Annotated in this window: 17 protein-coding genes; 8 read left to right on the top strand and 9 right to left on the bottom strand. The window is 64.0% G+C overall.

What is annotated here, in order from left to right; all coding sequences use genetic code 11:
• Positions 1 to 73 precede the first annotated feature (73 nt).
• The gene (locus ACQ4W0_RS17415; RefSeq protein ID WP_436577870.1) at positions 74 to 2,833 is read right to left on the bottom strand and encodes a heparinase II/III domain-containing protein; all 2,760 of its coding nucleotides are present in this window, start codon (positions 2,831 to 2,833) and stop codon (positions 74 to 76) included.
• A gap of 256 nt (positions 2,834 to 3,089) precedes the next feature.
• Between ACQ4W0_RS17415 and ACQ4W0_RS17410 the strand changes: the two genes are divergently transcribed.
• From ACQ4W0_RS17410 to ACQ4W0_RS17395, 4 genes are read left to right on the top strand one after another with little or no spacing between them, the layout of a single operon-like run.
• The gene (locus ACQ4W0_RS17410) at positions 3,090 to 3,362 is read left to right on the top strand and encodes a 7(1) septoil knot domain-containing protein (RefSeq protein WP_436577869.1); all 273 of its coding nucleotides are present in this window, start codon (positions 3,090 to 3,092) and stop codon (positions 3,360 to 3,362) included.
• A gap of 39 nt (positions 3,363 to 3,401) precedes the next feature.
• Positions 3,402 to 3,977 (top strand): Hcp family type VI secretion system effector, encoded by a 576-nt coding sequence (locus tag ACQ4W0_RS17405; protein WP_436577868.1) that lies wholly within the window; start codon positions 3,402 to 3,404, stop codon positions 3,975 to 3,977.
• Between the two features lie 3 nt (positions 3,978 to 3,980).
• Entirely contained in the window at positions 3,981 to 4,511 is a 531-nt protein-coding gene (locus ACQ4W0_RS17400) for a contractile injection system tape measure protein (protein ID WP_436577867.1), read from the top strand.
• A gap of 40 nt (positions 4,512 to 4,551) precedes the next feature.
• On the top strand, positions 4,552 to 5,373 hold the full coding sequence (locus ACQ4W0_RS17395) for a hypothetical protein (protein WP_436577866.1): 822 nt from the start codon (positions 4,552 to 4,554) through the stop codon (positions 5,371 to 5,373).
• A 3-nt stretch (positions 5,374 to 5,376) separates the two neighbouring features.
• On the opposite strand, the gene ACQ4W0_RS17390 is transcribed toward ACQ4W0_RS17395, so the two are convergent.
• The 3 genes from ACQ4W0_RS17390 to ACQ4W0_RS17380 are packed head-to-tail and all read right to left on the bottom strand — an operon-like array spanning position 5,377 to position 11,087.
• Positions 5,377 to 6,750, bottom strand: a complete 1,374-nt coding sequence (locus ACQ4W0_RS17390) for an efflux transporter outer membrane subunit (RefSeq protein ID WP_436577865.1) — start codon at positions 6,748 to 6,750, stop codon at positions 5,377 to 5,379.
• The gene (locus ACQ4W0_RS17385) at positions 6,750 to 9,896 is read right to left on the bottom strand and encodes a multidrug efflux RND transporter permease subunit (protein WP_436577864.1); all 3,147 of its coding nucleotides are present in this window, start codon (positions 9,894 to 9,896) and stop codon (positions 6,750 to 6,752) included. The genes ACQ4W0_RS17390 and ACQ4W0_RS17385 overlap by 1 nt, the downstream gene beginning before the upstream one ends.
• Positions 9,897 to 9,929: 33 nt before the next feature.
• On the bottom strand, positions 9,930 to 11,087 hold the full coding sequence (locus tag ACQ4W0_RS17380) for an efflux RND transporter periplasmic adaptor subunit (RefSeq protein WP_436577863.1): 1,158 nt from the start codon (positions 11,085 to 11,087) through the stop codon (positions 9,930 to 9,932).
• A 131-nt stretch (positions 11,088 to 11,218) separates the two neighbouring features.
• Here ACQ4W0_RS17380 and ACQ4W0_RS17375 point away from each other — a divergent pair, with 131 nt between their 5' ends.
• Positions 11,219 to 11,971 (top strand): response regulator, encoded by a 753-nt coding sequence (locus ACQ4W0_RS17375; protein ID WP_436577862.1) that lies wholly within the window; start codon positions 11,219 to 11,221, stop codon positions 11,969 to 11,971.
• The gene (locus ACQ4W0_RS17370) at positions 11,971 to 13,056 is read left to right on the top strand and encodes an ATP-binding protein (protein WP_436577861.1); all 1,086 of its coding nucleotides are present in this window, start codon (positions 11,971 to 11,973) and stop codon (positions 13,054 to 13,056) included. Before ACQ4W0_RS17375 ends, ACQ4W0_RS17370 begins: the two co-directional genes overlap by 1 nt.
• On the opposite strand, the gene ACQ4W0_RS17365 is transcribed toward ACQ4W0_RS17370, so the two are convergent.
• Positions 13,057 to 13,956: a LysR family transcriptional regulator gene (locus ACQ4W0_RS17365; protein WP_436577860.1), complete on the bottom strand. Its 900-nt coding sequence runs from the start codon at positions 13,954 to 13,956 to the stop codon at positions 13,057 to 13,059. It abuts the gene before it with no gap.
• A 102-nt stretch (positions 13,957 to 14,058) separates the two neighbouring features.
• Between ACQ4W0_RS17365 and ACQ4W0_RS17360 the strand changes: the two genes are divergently transcribed.
• Together ACQ4W0_RS17360 and ACQ4W0_RS17355 are read left to right on the top strand one after the other, a co-directional pair.
• The gene (locus tag ACQ4W0_RS17360; RefSeq protein WP_436577859.1) at positions 14,059 to 15,063 is read left to right on the top strand and encodes an aldo/keto reductase; all 1,005 of its coding nucleotides are present in this window, start codon (positions 14,059 to 14,061) and stop codon (positions 15,061 to 15,063) included.
• 122 nt (positions 15,064 to 15,185) lie between these two features.
• Positions 15,186 to 15,824, top strand: coding sequence for an NAD(P)H-dependent oxidoreductase (locus tag ACQ4W0_RS17355; RefSeq protein ID WP_070306009.1), 639 nt, complete (start codon positions 15,186 to 15,188; stop codon positions 15,822 to 15,824).
• A gap of 61 nt (positions 15,825 to 15,885) precedes the next feature.
• Here ACQ4W0_RS17355 and ACQ4W0_RS17350 read toward each other — a convergent pair whose 3' ends face one another.
• The 4 genes from ACQ4W0_RS17350 to ACQ4W0_RS17335 form a co-directional block, all read right to left on the bottom strand.
• Positions 15,886 to 17,193: an ATP-binding protein gene (locus ACQ4W0_RS17350; RefSeq protein WP_436578049.1), complete on the bottom strand. Its 1,308-nt coding sequence runs from the start codon at positions 17,191 to 17,193 to the stop codon at positions 15,886 to 15,888.
• The gene (locus ACQ4W0_RS17345; protein WP_436577858.1) at positions 17,193 to 17,855 is read right to left on the bottom strand and encodes a response regulator; all 663 of its coding nucleotides are present in this window, start codon (positions 17,853 to 17,855) and stop codon (positions 17,193 to 17,195) included. The genes ACQ4W0_RS17350 and ACQ4W0_RS17345 overlap by 1 nt, the downstream gene beginning before the upstream one ends.
• Before the next feature lie 254 nt (positions 17,856 to 18,109).
• Positions 18,110 to 18,772, bottom strand: coding sequence for a DUF799 domain-containing protein (locus ACQ4W0_RS17340; protein ID WP_436577857.1), 663 nt, complete (start codon positions 18,770 to 18,772; stop codon positions 18,110 to 18,112).
• Entirely contained in the window at positions 18,769 to 19,137 is a 369-nt protein-coding gene (locus ACQ4W0_RS17335) for a DUF4810 domain-containing protein (protein WP_426074342.1), read from the bottom strand. The genes ACQ4W0_RS17340 and ACQ4W0_RS17335 overlap by 4 nt, the downstream gene beginning before the upstream one ends.
• Between the last annotated feature and the right edge of the window lie 2 nt (positions 19,138 to 19,139).

The raw sequence follows: 19,139 nt of genomic DNA, 5'->3' as shown, positions 1-19,139 counted from the left end.
GCAATGATTCCATAATACTGGAAATATCAAATAGAATCAAAGCAATGATTCGCCTACCAGGCAGTCCCGCCAGTTACTCGGATAGCTGCACCGCCTTTTTATCGAAGATGAACCAGCTGGTATCGACCTTGACGAGCAGCTTGGTCGGCGACAAATATTCAGCCGTCACGGAAACAACATTGCAGTCTTCCTTCAAGACGATCAGGCTGGCCAGGGAATTGCTGCGTATATTGGTCTTGTACGCGGTGTGATATTGCTCTGGTTCGCCGGCCGGCCATGCCAGTTGCGCATTCTTGGCCACCTTGGACATCTTTTCCGGCGCCGCATACTTTCCGTCAAATCCGTGATAGTTGACGCAGACGCTGACGCCATCGCCCGCATTGACCTTGAATTCACGCGACCCGATATCCACCGGCGCCACCAGCGTCTGGTAATTCATCTGCCAGCGGCGCTTGGTCGCACTCTGCGCCCAATCGTAAATCAGGGCCACGCCTGCCTTGGCGTTATAGGCGACAGTACGCACCGCCCCTTGCAGCAAGGGGGTCCAAGCCCACGTACTTTCGTCGAGGCTGCGGTAAGCGGCCGTGGCGTCCCCGGTGGCAACCGACCAGTCGCTCGTCTCGGCCGCATAAAAATTGATCAGCCTGCCATGTGGCTGCATATAAAACCGCGGCGCGCCCGGCGCAACGGGGTTTGCCGTCGACTCGGCCTGGCCTATGCCGGCGTCGTTATACCCTGCCCCCGCATCGAACGTCAGCGCATTCTTGTAGCGCGTGGAACGCCTTATCCGCTGCTCCGGCAAATCGCCAAAATTTTCATAGATGCCGCCGGAAATGAAAATACTCTTGCCTTTTGACACAAAGGTAAAGGCATTGTTGTCCGCATGGCTGTGGTTGATCGCGCCAAGACGGCTGGAACGGAAAAACAGGCTCGAGCGCTGCGGATTAGCCGTATCGGAGTGCATGGCAACCACACCCGCATCCTCGAACAGATACGCTCGTTTCAATGCGGGGAGTACGGCGGGTTCAACGGGCGGCCTGAGTGCTGTCAGGAAATAATGCTGGAAGGGCAAGGCCAGCGACTGGGTCTGCTCAATATTGTCACGGTAATACCATTCGTCGACGGGATTTTGCGATACCTGGGCAAACAGGCGGTAGGAATCCCAGGCATAGGATTCATAATATCCCGTGTGGTTGCTGCCGTCGCCGAATGCGCTGCGCACCTTGCTCGAGCGGTCCCGCACCGTGTGCGCATGGAAATTGTCGCCAAACTGCCGCAGCGCGGGGATACGGCTGATATCCACGTTGGCCATCAACAGATACGAGGCCATGGCCGGCGCATAGGAGGTGAGCGCGTACCACGCATAACCGACGCTGTTGCCAAACGCGCTGTCCGTGCCGCCGCCCCAGGTGCCGGAACTCGTGATCAGCGTTTCCCAGGCTGCGGAGAAACGGTCAAACGGCACCAGCGGCTTGTCGTTGGCATAGCAGGACTTGTCATATTGCGCGCCCTGTTCAAACGTCACGTCGCCGGCCGGTCCCTGACCGACGGCGCCGGCCGACAGCATCAGGGTTTGCACCGCATAGTAGGCGGAGGCCAGCACATGCGAGTCATACGGATTGGCGCGCAAACCTGCTTCCATCTTGTACATCAAGGGATTGAGCCGTGCGTTGATCGCATTGATGAGCACATAGCGGTCCGCCCCGGTCATATTGTAGTAAAGCATGTCCAAGCCTTGCGCCAGGGCGACCATGATCTGCATGTTGGCCTGATCCTGCTGGCATTCGCCGCTCACGCCCTCCGGCGCCCAGCTGGCCAGTTGCAGCAGGCGGGCAATGGCCTGCGCGTGATAGCGCTGGTCGCCCTTGACCAGCGCCGCCACGGCCAGCCGCTCTATTCCCTGCGCCGCCCCGAACGATGCGTGCTCGATAGCGTTTGGCCCCTCGTTGGTTGGCTCTGCAGGCATGACGTATAGTTCATTGGCCAATACCTGCTCCGCCTCGGCCAGATATGTTTCGTAGGAGGCTGCCAGGGGACTTGCCTGCACGGCGGCGTGGATGGCCGACATTTGCATAACTTGGCCATTCGCCGACAGCGGAATCAGACGCGGATGCAAACGCTGTCCGATCTTGGCCATGACTTCGGCAGCGGTGGGCAGGTCGGGCAGGTTGTCGACAGCATTGCCGTCGAAATGAAAACGCCGGACCTCGCCGGACCTGCTCTGGCCGTCCGGCAGGCGATACTCCACCTGCCACGTGTACAGCCCGGTTTCGTTCAACAACTCGGGAAGAATCAGCGACGTGCGCGTCGTGGTAATGCGCAAGGGACTCTTGCCACTGGGAAAATTGACCGTCAAGACCATTTCTGCGACGTTATAAACATCGGGCCAGACAAATACGGGATTGCGCACTTTTACAGAGGTACAGTCGCGCGGCATGATGCGGGCATATTCATGCTCCAGGACAAAATCGCTCTCCTGCACGGGTTTGCAGCCGGCCGCGTAAGATTCGGGAATATAGTCCTTGTCCAGCACGACCCCGGCAGACAGTTCGATGGTGCGCGTGGCCGTTTCCGGCTCGCCGGGCGTGCTGGCCGTCAAGGTATGGCGCAGCGTTGAAGCATCGCCAGCGGCATACCGGACGATCTGGCTGTTGCCGCTGACCGGCACGCCATTCAGCATGACCGTGGCGGCCCCGCTCACCTCCCAGTGCAGGCGCACAGGCTGGCCTTCAACCACCTTCAGGTGATCGGCATCGAATGCCAGGATCGTGGGCGCAGCGTGCGCTCCGCCCATACAAACCGATAACAACAGCGCGACGTGGGATTGACGCATGCATGCTCCTCTTGAAATGTGAACCAGAAAATACACTAGGCCAGCATCGTGAAATGAGGAATAGTAATGTTATTTTAATAATAACACCAAAATGGCGCCATACTTATTATTTTGAAATTATTTCGCTACCCAGCCACGCGGCTGCCATGGCATGCAAGCGAAAAAAATACTCAGGCCTTCCGGTGTTGTTGTTATCTTTAGGCAACTAATTCGGTGTATAGTCCCACGGCAACACGACTTGTGAAAGGAGGCGCTGGTGACAACCATATATCAGACAGCAACGATGGGCGAGGCGCGCGTGCGCGTGGCCCTGGTGGACCGCGGCAGCGCCGACCTGCTCGTACACCGCGTGGGCAGCCGGGGCCTGGCGCACGGTGACGCCTTGTGGTTCTTTACGCGCGAACCCCAGAGCGCCAATGCCCACGCCTACTTCACGTCGCAGGGCATGGCACAGCTGAAAGTGTGTTTTGTCGACACCTTTGGTGAAGCTGGCTGGACAAAGCCACATCCGCTGCGTGGCCGGCTATAGGAATGCAATACTGTTTTCTCGATGACAGGAGTGGCAAACATGGATTTGATTTTGCTGGAACCCGGCAACCGGGAACTCGTGTTCGGCAAGACGCCGGACGATGACAACGGTGGCAGCCTTATTGACGCCAGCTGGCGCAATGGGGGCGCCCTGCAGGACATTGGCCCGTGCATCGAGCTGGTCTCGCTGCACCACGGCATGAAACAGCAAATGACGACGGATGTCAGCAATTCGGCACGCACGTCGGGGCGGCCCGTGATCACGGAATTTACCTGCGTTAAATATGTCGACAGCACTTCCGTCAAGCTGTATGAACTGTGCCTGCAGGCGCAAGCACTGGGAACGGGGCCTGCGCAAGCAACCAGGCTGTGCATCGCTCGCAACTCGGGCGACAAGACGGCCAACATCATCAGCATCTTGCTGCGCGACGCCATGATCAGCGAAATCCAGCTGCAAACCCATCCCGACGACATGCCAACCGAGCAGTTCAAGCTGAGTTTTACGGAAATCCTCTGGACCTACAGCGTGCAGCTGGCGGACGGCAAGCCCGCGACCCAGCACACGACGGGCTGGAGCCTCGCGCGCAACCGTCCTATCGGGACGTTTACAGGATAAACGATGAACGACGCTGCACACGCCCCTTCCACCAGCTACATCGCCAACGCCGGCCTGGTGCTGGTCCACCCCTTCCTGCCGAGGCTGTTCAAAAAACTGGACTTGCTCACCACCGGCGACAATGGCAGGCCGCAGCTGCTTGGCGAGCACGGCGCGCGTGCTGTCCAGCTGCTGCAATACCTGGCTGATGGCAGGACCAATGCGCCGGAGCCGGAACTGGTGCTCAACAGGCTGCTGTGCGGCTTGAGTCCCGACTTCCCGGCTCCTCCCATCGACCTCAGCGATGAGGAGACGGCAGCAGGCAATCAACTGCTGGGCGCCGTCATTGGCAACTGGCCCAACATGCAAAAAACCTCGCCAGAGGCCTTGCGCGAAACCTTCCTGCAGCGCGACGGCCGCCTGCAATGGATCGACGGGCAATGCAGCCTGACTATCGCACGTAAAACGGTCGATGTGCTGGTGGATCAGGTGGCATGGGGCTTTGCCGTCATCCAGCACCCGTGGATGCGGCAAACCCTGAACGTGACATGGTAAACACACGCCCGGCTGATAGTCATTCCACAAGGAAATCCACATGAGTAACTACATCCACATCGCCGGCAGCCCCAGAACCGGCATAGTACTGCTGGGCGACGACGGCGCGGTGCGCAGCCTGAGCCAGGTCGAGAAAGCGTTAGCATGGCAAGATTCACCGAAGTTCGCCGGCGTCGTGCCCGGCGAAGCGCTATTTGCCTGCCTGCTCGGCGGCGGCGCGCACTTCACCACGGTGGCCCACGGCACGGCCATCCGCTATATCTCTGCGCTGGGCCAGCCGTCCGCGCGCTGGAAGGACGTCGCGCCACTGCCCGCCGGCACGGGCATGACGGGCCTGGCCGGCGATCACCAGGACGGCTACCTGCTGCTCGCCGCCGATGGCCACGGCCTGTACCGGCTGGGCCGCAGCACCGGCAACACCAGTGGGTGGAGTGAATGGGAGCCATGTGCCGCCCCGCCGTTGCGCGGCAAGGCCACGCTGATCGCCGGCGACTGGCAGCACGGCATGCTGGCGGTGGGCGATGGCGTGGTTGCTAAACTGGCGCGCAACGGCGCCGGCGATACCTGGACGACGCTGCTGGCGCCACCGCTCGCCATCGAGATGGTGACGGGGAATTTCCACGATGGTTACATCGTGTACGGCGAGGGACAGCTGTGCATGCTGGACACCGGCGCCCAAGCAAGGTGGCGCATGCTGCCCACGCCGGACTTCGACTTCCGCGCCTTGTCCGGCAATCCGGCCGACGGCCTGGCGGCCCTGCTGGCCGACTCCAGTGGCGACGGTACCCTGGTCGCCTACGCCCTGCGCCCGGAGCGGGGACCGTGGTCGCTGGCACTGGCGCCGCAGGCCAAGCGCCGGTAATCGTTACTCTTCCAGTCCGCCCCCCAGCGCCTTGTACAGGGCCACGGCCGACTTGAACTGGTCGCGCCGCAAGTCTAGCAATGATTGCTGTGCCGCATACGACTGGCGCTGCGCGTCGAGCAATTCCAGCCGGCTGTCCTGGCCCGCGCCATAGCGCAAGGCCGAAAGCTTGCGCCGCTGTTCGGCGGCCGCCGCCACGCGCTGCTGCGCGGCGATCTGCTGCGCATATGTGGCGCTGCCGGCCAGGCCATCGCGCACTTCGCGAAACGCCACCTGGATGGCTTGCTCATATTGCAGCACGGCCACGTCCTTGCGCAGGCGCGACAACTGTAATTCCGCGCGCAGCTGGCCGCCCTGGAACAGCGGCTGCGTCACTTGCGGCGCGAACGACCAGCTGCGCGCGCTGCCGCGGAACAGGTTGCCGAGCTCCGGGCTGGCCAGGCCCAGCGACGCCGTCAGCGACAGACGCGGGAAGAAGGCGGCGCGGGCGGCGCCGATTTCCGCATTCGCCGCCACCAGCGCATATTCGGCCTGCAAAATATCGGGACGGCGCGCCAGCAAGTCCGACGGCAAACCGGGCGGCAGCTGCGTCAGCACAGGCTGGCCATCGAGCGGCCGGCCAGCGGGCAAGTCGGCTGGCAGCGGCGCGCCCAGCAGCAATTCCAGGTTGTTGCGCGCCAAGGCGCTGGCCCGCTCCCGTGCCTGTACATCCGCCTCCGCCGTGGCCGCCTGCCCTTCCGCTTGCGCCACGTCAAGGCCACTGCCCTGCTGCGCGCCGTGCAAGCGCTGTGTCAGGAGCAGCGCCTGGCGCCAGTCGGCCAGGGTTTGGCGGGCCAGCGCCAGCTGTTCCTCGGCCAGCCGCTGTTCCAGATAAGCATCGGCGACGGCCCCGATCAGGGCCATGTGGGCGGCGCGCTGGCCCTGCTGCGTGGCCAGGTAGCGGGCAAACGCGGCATCCGACAGCGAGCGCAGGCGGCCGAACAGGTCGAGCTCGAATGCGCTCATGGCGATGCCGGCCGTGAACGTATTTTGAATCGTGGCATCCGCAGCGCGCTGGCGCACGCCGCCCGCATTCGCGCCGATGGCCGGATAGCGGCCCGCATCCTGGATCTGGTACTGGGCCCGCACGGCTTCCACGTTGAGCGACGCCACGCGCAAGTCGCGGTTGTTTTCCAGCGCCAGGCTGACCAAGCGCTGCAGGCGCGCATCCAGCAGCATCTGGCGCCAGCCCAGGTCGGCTGCAGTGTCGCCCATGCCCGCTGCGGCGACCTCGGCATACGCGGCAGGGATAGGCGGCGCCGGCTTGACCAACGGCGGCGTCAATGAACAGGCCGACAAGGCCAGCGCGGCCAGCGGCGTGATAAATATCAAACGCATTACAACTCTCCTTCCACCGCCTTGACGGCGGTGCGATTACTGCGTTTGTTGAAATAGCTGCCCACCCTGTCGACGGCGCCCAGCACCACGACAAAGAACACGGGCACGAAAAACACGGCCAGCACGGTGGCGGTAATCATGCCGCCGAACACGCCCGTGCCGATCGCATGTTGCGTCTCGGCGCTGGCGCCCGTCGCCAGCATCAGCGGCACGACGCCCAGCGCGAACGCCAATGAGGTCATCAGGATCGGGCGCAAGCGCAAGCGTGCCGCCTCCACCGTTGCCTCGACCAGCCCCTTGCCCTGCGCCTGCAACTGGCGCGCATATTCGACGATCAGGATCGCGTTCTTGGCCGACAAGCCGATGATCGTGATCATGCCCACCTTGAAGAACACATCGTTCGGCATGCCGCGCAGCATCACAGCCAGTACGGCGCCCAGCAAACCCAGCGGCACCACCAGCATCACGGAGACAGGAATGCTCCAGCTTTCATACAGGGCCGCCAGCACGAGGAACACCACCAGCATCGACAGCGCCATCAGCATGGGCGCTTGCGAGGCCGATTCCTTCTCTTGCAGCGACTGCCCCGTCCACGCCAGCGCGAAGCCGGGTGGCAACTGCTTCACCAGGCGCTCCATTTCCAGCATGGCGTCGCCGCTGGACACACCGGGCGCCGCGCTGCCGGAGATGCGCGCCGCAGGATAGCCCTGGTAGCGCACCAGTTGCAGCGGCGATTCGCTCCACACAGGGCGCACCAGTTCGCCCAAGGCCACCATGCCGCCCGCGTTATTGCGGATGCGCAAGGCCAGCACGTCGTTCAACTGCATGCGCGACGGCGCATCGGCCTGGATGATCACTTGCTGCATGCGGCCAGCATTCGGGAAATCGTTGACATAGGTGGACCCCATGGCCGCCGTCAGCATGTCGGCGATGGCTGTAAATGACACGCCCAATGCCTCGGCCTTGGTGCGGTCGATATCGAGGCGCACGCTGGCGCCGGGCGGCAAGCCGTCCGGATACACGCCCGCCACCTTGCTGCTTTGCGCGGCCAGGCCCAGCAACTGGTTCTGCGCCGCCTGCAGGGCGGCGATGCCCTGGTTGGCGCGGTCTTGCAGGCGCATGGAAAAGCCGGACGAATTGCCCAGTTCATCAATGGCGGGCGGCATCAGGCTCATGATCACGCCCTCCTTCGCCTGCGACATGGCGGCCTGCGCCAGCGCCACTTCTTCCTGCGCCGTGGCGCCGTTGCGCTGTTTCCAGTCCTTCAGCATGGTAAACGCCAGGCCCGCATTCGGCCCCGCGCCGGAAAAACTGAAGCCGAGGATCGATTGATTTACCTCAATGCCGGGCCGCGTGGCCACGTGCTGCTCGTACAATTTGACGACATCGAGCGTGCGCTCCATGGTCGCGTCGGACGGCAGCTGGATCGAGGTGATGAAGTAGCCCTGATCTTCCTCGGGCAAAAAGGCCGACGGCAGCTGCATGAAGGCCACGCCCAGCGCCGCGACGATGGCACCATACAGCACCATCGAACGGCCTGCGCGCTTCAGCATCGCCACCACGCCCTTTTCATAGCGGGCCGTCATGCGCTCGAACTGACGGTCGAACCACAGGAAAAAGCCTTTTTTATCGTAGTCGTGCGGGCCGATGGGTTTCAGCATGGTGGCGCACAGGGCCGGCGTCAGGGTCAGCGCCAAAAACGCCGAAAACAAAATCGACACGGCCATGGCCAGCGTGAACTGGCGGTAGATCGCGCCCACCGAGCCGCTGGCCAGCGCCATCGGGATGAACACGGCCGTCAGCACCAGGGTGATGCCGACCACGGCGCCCGTGATTTCGCGCATCGCTTTCGATGTCGCTTCCTTCGGCGACAAGCCTTCGGTGGCCATCAGGCGCTCCACCGCTTCCACCACGACGATGGCGTCATCGACGATGATGCCAATCGCCAGCACCATGCCGAACATGGTCAGCACGTTGATGGAATAGCCGGCCAGCAGCATGACCGTGAAAGTGCCCATCAGGGCAATCGGCGCGACGATGGCGGGAATCAGGGTGTAGCGTATCTTTTGCAGGAACAGATACATGACGAGGAAGACCAGCACCATCGCCTCCAACAGGGTGACGATGACCTTTTCAATCGAGATTTTCACGAATGGCGCCGTATCGAACGGCACCGAGTACTTGATCCCGGCCGGCATGGTGTGCGCCAGTTCGGCCATGCGCGCGCGCACGGCGCTGGCCGTCTGCACGGCGTTGGCGCCGGGCGACAGCATGATGGCGGCGCCGGAAGCGGCCTGGCCGTTTTCGCGGATGCTGAAATTGAAGCTTTGCGCCCCCAGCGCCACTTTCGCCACGTCGCCGATGGTCACTTTCGAGCCGTCCGCGTTCGCGCGCAGCACGATGGCGGCAAATTCGGCCGGCGTTTGCAGCTGGCCCTGCACCGTCAGCGGGATGGTGACGCGCTGGCCGTGCACGGCGGGCGAATCGCCCAGGCGGCCCGGCGCGATCTGCGCATTTTGCTGCGCCACCGCCGCCGTGATGTCACCCATGGCGATGTTGTACGACACCAGCTTGGCCGGATCGACCCAGATGCGCATGGCCCGCTCGGAGCCGAACAGCTGCACCTTGCCCACGCCGGGGATGCGGCGCAGTTCTTCCGTCACGTTGCGCGCCAGGTAGTCGCCCAGCGCCACTTCATCGTGCTGGCCATTGTCGGAAATCAGGCTGACGATCATCAGGAAGCCGGACGACGCCGATTCCACCGTCAAGCCATTTTGCCGCACGGCTTGCGGCAGGCGCGGTTCGATGGCTTTCAGGCGGTTCTGCACGTCCACCTGCGCCATTTCCGGATTCGTGCCCGGCTGGAAGGTGACGGTGATCGAGGCCGAGCCCGAGGTATCGGTGGACGACTCGAAATACAGCAGGTGCTTGACGCCCGACAGTTCGCGCTCGATTAGCCCCACCACGGAATCGTTCATGGTTTGCGGCGTGGCGCCAGGGTAGTTGGCGCTGATGCTGACGCTGGGCGGCGCCACGGAAGGGAAGCGCGCAATCGGCAATTGCGGTATGGCGATCAGTCCGAACAGGACGATGAAGACCGCCACCACCCACGCAAAGACGGGGCGGTTGATGAAAAATTGAGGCATGTCATTACGCTTTCATTGTATTCAAATGGTGCATCACCGCGCCTTGGCGGCAGCGGCGGCTGCCACGACGGCTGGTTTCCATGGTTGCGGTGCGGCGGTGGCGCCCGGCTGCAAACGTTCCTGGCCTTCGATGACGACGGTGTCCCCAGCTTTCAAGCCGCCGTTGACCACGTACTGGTGGTCGATCACGTCGCCTACGGCAATCGGTTTCAGACTGGCTTTGTGCGTGCCATCGAGCACCCAGGCTTGCGCCTGGCCGCCGCTGCTGTGCAAGACGGCTTGCTGCGGCAGCAGCACGCCATCCGGCTGCACGGCGCGGGCGATGCGGGCGCGCACGAACATGCCTGGCAACAACTGGCGCTGTGGATTGTCGACCAGCACGCGGATGACGGCGTCGCCCGTGCCCGCATCGACGCTGATGCCGGAGAATAAAATGCGCCCCGTGACGGGATGCGGCTGGCCATCGGCACTCAGGATAGTCACGGGCAGCTTGTCGGCGCCTCCATTGCCTGAGGCTTGCAGCGCGGCCAGCGCGGCGGCCGGCTGGCGCACGTCGACATACACCTTGTCGATCTGCTGGATGCGCGCCATCGGCGCCGCGTCGGCCAAGCCCACCAGCGCGCCTTCCGTCACCAGCTCGGAGCCGATGCGCCCGGCAATGGGCGCTTCGATGCTGGCAAAAGCCAGGTCCAGGCGGCGGCGCGCCAGGCTGGCACGCGCCTGCGCCACGGTGGCCACGGCTTGCTCGCGCTGGGCCACGGCATCGTCATACGCCTGGCGGCTGATGGCGTCCGCCTCCACCAGCGGTTTCAATCGGTCGGCCTGGCTGCTGGCGCGATTCGCCGTGGCCACCGCGTGCTGCAGGGCGGCAGCGGCGGAATCGACGTCCGCCTGGAATGGCGCGGGGTTGAGCTGGAACAGCTTCTGCCCCGCCTGCACCTCGGCGCCCTGTTCGAACTGGCGGCGCAGCACGATGCCGCCCACTTGCGGACGGATGTCGGCCGTGCGGAAGGCCGCCACCCTGCCCGGCAATTCATCGCTGAGGACCACGGGGGCCGCTCGCAGCTTGAGCACAGTGACGGCGGCGGGCGGCGCCCCCGCTTCTTCCGGTGCGGGTTTGGAACAGGCGGCAAGGCTGAACAGTGCCGCGGCGATCAACATGTTTTTCTTGGAGAGGTGGCTCGGATGCATGGTCTTTTCTATGGCAGATCCCAACCGGCGGTCCGGTCGACAGATAAGCGCAGCATAAAAGGCCAAGGTGGATATTTCGTCAAAGAAATGTGGAGATTCGATGGAGAGAAAGAAGAATGCTAGACTCCTGCATGAACTATCATCACAGCGCCAGCCAGCCCTCTTTTCTTGCCACCACGCCGCCTTCCGCCCTCATCCTGATTGCCGAAGATGAACCGCAAATTGCCCGCATCCTCGCAGGCTACCTGGAACGCGACGGCTACCGCACTGCCTTCGCCCTCGATGGCCAGGAAGCGCTGCAGCAGCACCTGGCGCTGGCGCCGGACCTGCTGCTGCTGGACGTGCAAATGCCCCATGTCGATGGCTGGGGCGTGTTGACAGAAGTGCGGCGACGCGGCGAAACGCCCGTCATCATGCTGACGGCGCGCGACCAGGATGCCGACAAGCTGGCCGCCCTGCGCGTGGGCGCCGACGATTACATCATCAAGCCCTTCAATCCGGCCGAAGTGGTGGCGCGCGTGGCGGCCGTGTTGCGCCGCTCGCGCGTGCGCCACCACCCGGTGGGCGGCCAGCGCCTGCGCTGCGGGCCCATCGAGATCGACCAGGAAACGTATGTGGCCAGCGTGCTGCGCGAAGGCGCGCCCCAGCCCCTTATGCTCAGCCTGACGCTGACCGAATTCCGCCTGCTGGCGCACCTGGCGCGCACGCCGCGGCGCGTCTGCAGCCGTTTGGAACTGCTGGAGTCGTGCATGCCTGAGAGCAATTCGCTGGAACGCACAGTGGACAGCCACGTCAGCAAGCTGCGCAAGAAGCTGGAGGAAGCGGGCGTCATGAACATGCCGGCCAGCCTGCGCGGCGTGGGCTACCGGCTGGAAAGCGACTGATGCGCTTCACGGGCCTGAACCGGCAGATCGTGCTGTCGATGTCCGTGCTGATGGTCAGCGGTATCCTGCTCATCTGGATCGGTTCCTGGACCTTCTTCGCCATCGCCTTCAAGATCGACCCCGGCATGCTGTCCGAGCCCGACGACTGGTCGCCGACGACGGCGGAATGGCTGTGGATCTTCGCCATCACCATTTTCGGCTTGCTGCTGGCCGCGTTTTTCGCCATCAAGCTCGCTTCGCGCATATTGAAACCGATCAATTCCGTGATGGACAGCGTGCGCCGCGTGGCGCATGGCGACCTTTCCGCGCGCGCCTTCGCGGGCGACCGCAGCCTGGGCGAGACGGCCATGCTGGTCGATGACTTCAACAGCATGGCCGAGCGCCTGCAGCGGACGGCCAAGGAAAGCGAGACGTGGAATGCGGCCATCGCGCACGAACTGCGCACGCCCGTGACGATCCTGCGCGGCACCTTGCAAGGCGTCGTCGACGGCGTCTTCAAGCCCGAGGAAGTGCCGTTTTCCAGCCTGCTGTCGCAAGTCGAGGACCTGGGCCGCCTGATCGAGGACTTGCGCACCCTGAGCCTGGCCGACAGCGGCTACATGCAGCTGCGCATGGCCTGGACGGACCTGACCCTGGAAATCGAGGAAGTGGGCCGCCTGCTGGCGCCGGACATGGAAGCGGCCGGCTTTGCCCTGCAGTTGCACCTGTCCGATCATCCCGTCTGCTGCGATGCGGCGCGCATCCGGCAAATCGTGCTGGCCCTGCTCGACAACGCGCGCCGCTATGCGCATCCGGGCCTGCTGCGCGTGCGCACCCGCGTGCAGGCCGGCCAGTACTTCCTGAGCGTCGAGGATGCCGGCCCCGGCATTTCCGACGAACTGGCGCCGCATGTATTCGAAGCGTTCCGCCGCGGCGACAGCGCCAGGGTCGACCTGAACGCGGGCAGCGGCCTGGGCCTGGCCGTGGTCGAAGCCATCGCCCGCGCGCACGGCGGCAGCGCCGTCTGCACGCGTGGCAAGGCGGGCGGCAGCGTGTTCACCGTCAAGTGGCCGGTCGAGCATGCCGCGCCGCCGTCCGCTGGCTAGCTACGCAGGCGGCGCGGCCCCGTCGGCACGGACCATGTCGACAAAGGCGCGCAGCACGGGCGGCATCTGCCGCCGGCTCGGGTAGTACAGGAAGTAACGGGGCGGCGGCGGCAAACAATTCTCCAGCACGCACACCAGGCGCCCCACGGCGATATCGGCGCGCGCATCGGCCTCGTACACATACGCCAGGCCCGCGCCGTCGCGGGCCGTGCGCAGCATCAGTTCATCGTCGTCGAACACCAGCGGACCGCCGACGGCGATGCTGACGGCTTCCCCCTTCTGCTCGAACTCCCACGCATACTGGCGCCCGCTGGGGAAGCGCCGGACTATGCAGGCATGGCGCAGCAGGTCGCGCGGCGTGGCCGGCGCGCCGTGCGCCGCCAGGTAGGCGGGCGACGCCACCACCACGAACGGTTGCGGCGCGCCCACGGGCACGGCGATCATGTCGGCCGCCACGTGCTCGCCAAAGCGGATGCCCGCGTCAAAACCGTCGCGCACGATATCGATCATGCCGTCATCGGTGACCAGTTCCACCTGCACGCGCGGATAACGCGCGACAAAACAAGCCAGCATGGGCGCCAGCAGCAAGCGGGCGGCCGGACGGGGTACGTTCAGGCGCAGCTTGCCGGCGGGCACATCCTGCAAAGTGCTCAGGTCCAGCAAGGCATCATCGATTTCGCGCATGGCCGGCGTAAGGCGCTCCAGCAACTGCTGCCCCGCCTCGGTCGGCGTGACGCTGCGCGTGGTGCGGTTCAGCAGGCGCACGCCCAGGCGCTCTTCCAGCGCGCGCAGCGCATGGCTGAGGGCACTGGCGGATACGCCCCGCTCCAGCGCCGCCTTGCGAAAGCTGCGCAGGCGGGCGACTGCGGCAAAGGCCGTCAATTCGTTCAGGTCAGCCATAATTCATGAACCATATTCAGTAATGCATGCAGGATAAGCTATCTTATCGCATGCTGTTCCTTCCACCATACTCATTGCATCTTTTTTTGACGAGGAATGACAATGGAACACAGAACACTGGGCAACTCCGGCTTGCGCGTCGCCGCCATCGGCCTGGGCTGCATGGGCATGAGCTTTGCCTATGGAGGCGCGGACGAAGCAACCTCGCTGCGCGTGCTGCACCGCGCCGTGGAACTGGGCGTGACCCTGATCGATACGGCGGAAGTCTACGGCCCCTACGCCAACGAGGAACTGGTGGGCCGCGCCATCAAGCAGCTGCGCGGCAAGGTCAAGGTCAGTATTGCCACCAAGTTCGGCTTCAATATCTTGCCCCATGGCCAGGGTGTGGAACGCATGGCGGGCGTCGACAGCCGGCCGGAACACATCGTCCAGGCCGTGGAAGCATCGCTGTCCAGGCTAGGCATAGACTGCATCGACCTGCTGTACCAGCACCGCGTGGACCCCGCTGTGCCCATCGAAGACGTGGTGGGTGCCATGGCGCAGCTGGTCCAGGCGGGCAAGGTGCGCCACCTGGGTCTGTCGGAAGTGTCGGCCGCCACCCTGCGCCGCGCCCATGCCGTGCATCCGATTGCGGCGGTGCAATCCGAATACTCGCTGTGGAGCCGCGACGTGGAAGCCGAGGTGCTGCCCGCCTGCCGCGCGCTGGGCATCGGCTTCGTGCCCTACAGCCCGCTGGGCCGGGGATTTTTGACGGGCCAGCTCAGGTCCAGCACCGCACTGGCACCCGATGATTACCGCCACAGCCTGCCCCGCTTCCAGCCGCAGGCGATGGCAGCCAACGCGAACATGGTGGCCGAACTACAGCGCCTGGCGACGGCGCGCGGCGCCACGGCGGCGCAACTGGCCCTGGCCTGGCTGCTGGCGCAAGGCAGCGACATCGTGCCGATTCCCGGCGCCCGCAGCCTGGCGCACCTGGAAGAGAATCTCGCCGCAGCGCACATCAGGCTGAGCGACGCCGAGCTGGCCGCCATCGGCGCCGCCATCGCTCCCGCCAGCGTGCAGGGCGCGCGCTACCCGCAACATGAGCTTGCCATGCTTGGCCTGTAGACAACAGTGCTTGAGTGCGCTAACTTGAGTACGCAAAACAGCTTCTTTTTGCCCACCGCACTTGAAATGCCTGAATCCGCTATCATTTCCAATCTGAACTATTCATTATGAAAGGGATTTACATGTCCGATTTGCTCGAAACACTGCAATGGCGCTACGCCACCAAGAAGATGGACCCGACGAAAACGGTGCCGCAAGACAAGGTCGAGCGCATCCTGGAAGCCGTGCGCCTGACGGCCAGCTCCAGCGGACTGCACCCGTATGAAGTGTTCGTCGTGACGAATCCTGCCCTGCGCGAGCAGATCAAGCCGCATGCGTGGAACCAGTCGCAAGTGACGGACGCTTCGCATCTGCTGGTGTTTGCCGCCTGGGACAATTACACGGTCGAACGCATCAACAAGATGTTTGACCTGGTCAATACCGTGCGCGGCTTCAAGAATGAAGGCTGGGAAGCGTACCGCCAGCAAATCCTGGCCACGTATCCGCAGCGCGATGCAGAAACCAACTACCAGCACGCGGCGCGCCAGGCATATATTGGCGTGGGCACGGCCCTGATCGCCGCAGCTCAGGAAAAAGTCGATTCGACGCCGATGGAAGGCTTTGATCCGGCCAAGGTCGATGAAATCCTGGGCTTGCGCGAAAAAGGCCTGCGCTCAGTCGTCATGCTGCCTCTGGGCTATCGCGCCGATGAAGGCGACTGGCTGGTGGACTTGAAAAAAGTGCGCCCTGCGCGCGAGCAATTCATCACCGAGCTGGCGTAAGCGCCTCGCCCGTGACTGAAAAGCGGATGCCCTCACAGGCATCCGCTTTTTTTTTGACCGTTCAAGCCGCTTGCGGAAAGCGCACCGTCACCTGCAGGCCCCGCCCCGCCTCCCCATCGGCCAGCGCGATGTCGGCCTGGTGATGCTCGGCGATGTGGCGCACGATGGAGAGACCCAGGCCGCAGCCCCAGGCGTCGTTGCCGTCGGGACGGAAGAAGCGGTCGAACAGGCGCGCATGGTGCCGGCGCGGGACGCCGGGGCCGTTGTCGGACACGCGCAGCAGGGGCCGGCCATCTTCCAGCGCCGCCTGCAAATCGACCCTGCCGCCCTGCTGCGTGTAGCGCAAGGCGTTGTCGATCAGATTATTCAGCAAGACTTGCAAACCGTCGGGGTCGGCCTGCACCAGCACCCTGGCCGGCGCCGTTTCCACCACGCCCAAGTCGATTTCACGGCTGTCGGCCAGCGCGCTGTGATCGGCCACGGCCGCTTCCAGCAACTGTCCCAGATCGACAGTTTGCAACTGGCTGGCCGCCAGCGCCGTTTCATGGCGCGCCAAGCTGAGCAGTTGCCGCACCAGGTGCGTGCTGCGGTCCAGCCGTTCATGCAGCCGCGCCAGCGCCACGCGGCGCTCTTCCTCGCTGGCGGCCCGTTCGGCTACCTGCAGCTGCAGTTTCAATGCCGTCAGCGGCGAGCGCAGTTCATGCGCGGCGTCGGCAACGAAGGTGCGTTGCGCCGTCAGCGCCGCCTCGAACTGGCCCATCAAGCTGTTGAGCGCCAGCGCCACGGGCCGCAGTTCGGGCGGCATCTGCTGCGCCTCCAGCGGCGTCAGGGCGTCCGGCGAACGGCCCGCCACCGATTCTGCCAGCCGGTGCAGGGGCGCCAGAGCGCGCCCCACCACGACGACGATCAGCAACGCCAGGATCAGCGCGAACACCAGCAGGGGTGCGCCGGCCCGCATGGTCATCTGCCAGGCCAGCTGGTCACGCACGGCCTGCGCCTGCGCCACCTGCACATAACGGCCGCGCCGCGTCTCGCCGTACAGGCGCCAGTCCTCGCCGCGCACCGTGACATCGGCAAAGCCCGCCAGCGCATAACGCGGCAGTGCAGGCTGGTCCGGCAAGACGGACAATGGCTGGCCCACCTCGTCCCACGCTTGCAACACGAACGCTTCTTCCGGGTCTTGCGCGGCGGCCAGCCCCGTTTGCGGCGCAAATTCATCGGGCAAGGCCACGGCCAGCTGGCGCAGCTGCAAATCGGCCAGTTCATTGGCTTCTTCCAGCAGCGAGCGAAACAGCGAAATACCGGCGCCGAGCACGCACAGCAAGGTGGCGGCCAGCAAACCCATCAGCAACTGGCGGCGAATGGTCATCAAGATGCTACCCGCATCTTGTAGCCCACGCCGCGCACGGTCTGGATGCTGTCCGCGCCGAACTTCTTGCGCAGCTGGTACACGTAGACATCGACGGTATTGCTTTCCACTTCGCTATCCCAACCGTACAGCTTTTCGCTCAGTTGCCGCTTCGACACCACCTTGCCCGGATGGTCGAGCAAGGCGCGCAGCACGGAAAACTCGCGCGGCGGCAGCTTGATCTGCGCGCCTTCATAGGTGACGTCGTGGCTGGCCAGGTCCAGGGTCAGCGCGCCATGCTCGATGACGGAGCGCGAACGGCTGACCCGGCGCCGCAGCAGCGCGCGTATGCGCGCCAACAGCTCATCGAGGTCGAATGGCTTGACCAGGTAATCGTCGGCGCCGCTGTCGAGCCCCTCGACGCGGGCCCGCGTGCCGTCGCGCGCCGTGATGATCAGCACGGGCAAGTCGCCCCCCCGCGCGCGCGTGGCGCGCAGCACGTCCATGCCCTCCTTGCCGGGCAAGCCCAGGTCCAGCAGCATCAGGTCGTAGGCGAAACCGGCCAGCGCCAGCTCCGCATCGTGGCCGTCGCGCACCCAATCCACGGCATAGCACTCGCCGCGCAAGCCCTCGACCAAGCTTTCCCCGATCATCGGATCGTCTTCCACCAGCAACACGCGCACGCAGGCCCCTCACAGTCCAGAAAATACCGCTATCTTAACGTGGCTGGGGGAAGCCGGCTTGCGCCAGCCACGTCAGCAAGCACCTGCTCCGGCACCAGGACTGGCACTCCCACGCAATCTTCATGTCGTCGGCGCCATCGCTGCGCACGTCGATCCGGATTTGATGGTCGTAGACGAACGATTCGGTGGTACCAGGCACACAATGCAACAGGCCCTGGCGAATGCAGGGCCTGTGCGGGGGTGTTACCTGACGATTATTGCGCCAGGTAGCGTTCCGAACGGGGGCCGTACAGCAAGCCATTCGGCACGCCGGCCGACAGCATGCGCGCGTTCGCCGTGCCAGCCAGCGGATGGCTCGCATCGGTGCTGGTGTTGATTATCTGCTTGACCGCCGCCGTCACCAGCATGCCGACCAGCCCGCCGCCACCGCTGTTATTGCCTTCGTTGCTAGACGCGCTGGCCGCGCCCTGCCACAGCAAGGCGCCCGTCTTCAGGTCCACCAGCTTGGCATCGACCGATACCACCGTCACGCTGTCGATCACGGCGTAAGTCGTGCCGTACTTGGAGATCGTCACGTACAGGCCCGCATCGGCGCCAAAGATCTCGTTGAGCTTTTTCGCATCGACACCGTGGATATCGGCGGCATTCGTCAAGCCGTTCTGCTTGAACGTTTCACCGACCACGGCCACCGGCAGCACGTAGTAGCCCGCTTCGGCCAGCGGATAGGTCACTTGCGCGTAGACGCTGTTGCCGGCATTGACTTCCGGCGAGTTGTTCAACGGCGGCAAGACCACGATCGAACGAGGCTTGGCCGCCTTGAAGGCCGTATAGTCATAAGCGGCCTGCTTGGTGGCGCAACCGACCATGAAGATGGCGGGACCCAGGCACAGGGCCATTTTCAATATGCGCGACATCATAATTTCTCGCCTTTTTTCAATTTACCCAACAGGAAGTCCATGTACGGCGTCGATTCCGGAAACAGTTTTTTCTCGTCTTCGAACTGCGCGGCAACCTGCTCCGGCTTGCCCGCGATCGAGTACAGCATGCCCAGGTGGGCATGGAAACCCGGCGGCGCATGATTGCCCTTCGCAGCGATCACTTGCAGGTCTTTTTCCATGGCGGCGATCTGCTGCTCCGGACTTTCACCCTTCAGGTATTCGTACACTTGCGGCTGATAGCCTTCCCATTGATACAGGGTCTTCGATTGCGTGGCACAACCGGTCAGTGCGGCACAGGCGAGCAGGGCCAGCAGGGCAGCGCCCTTGTTCATCATTGTTTTCATGG

Source organism: Janthinobacterium breve (assembly GCF_051380895.1).
In the GTDB taxonomy this organism is placed as follows: Bacteria; Pseudomonadota; Gammaproteobacteria; order Burkholderiales; family Burkholderiaceae_D; genus Janthinobacterium.
The sequence above is the reverse complement of the archived record's forward strand: the minus strand, read 5'-3'. Positions and strand labels throughout refer to the sequence as shown.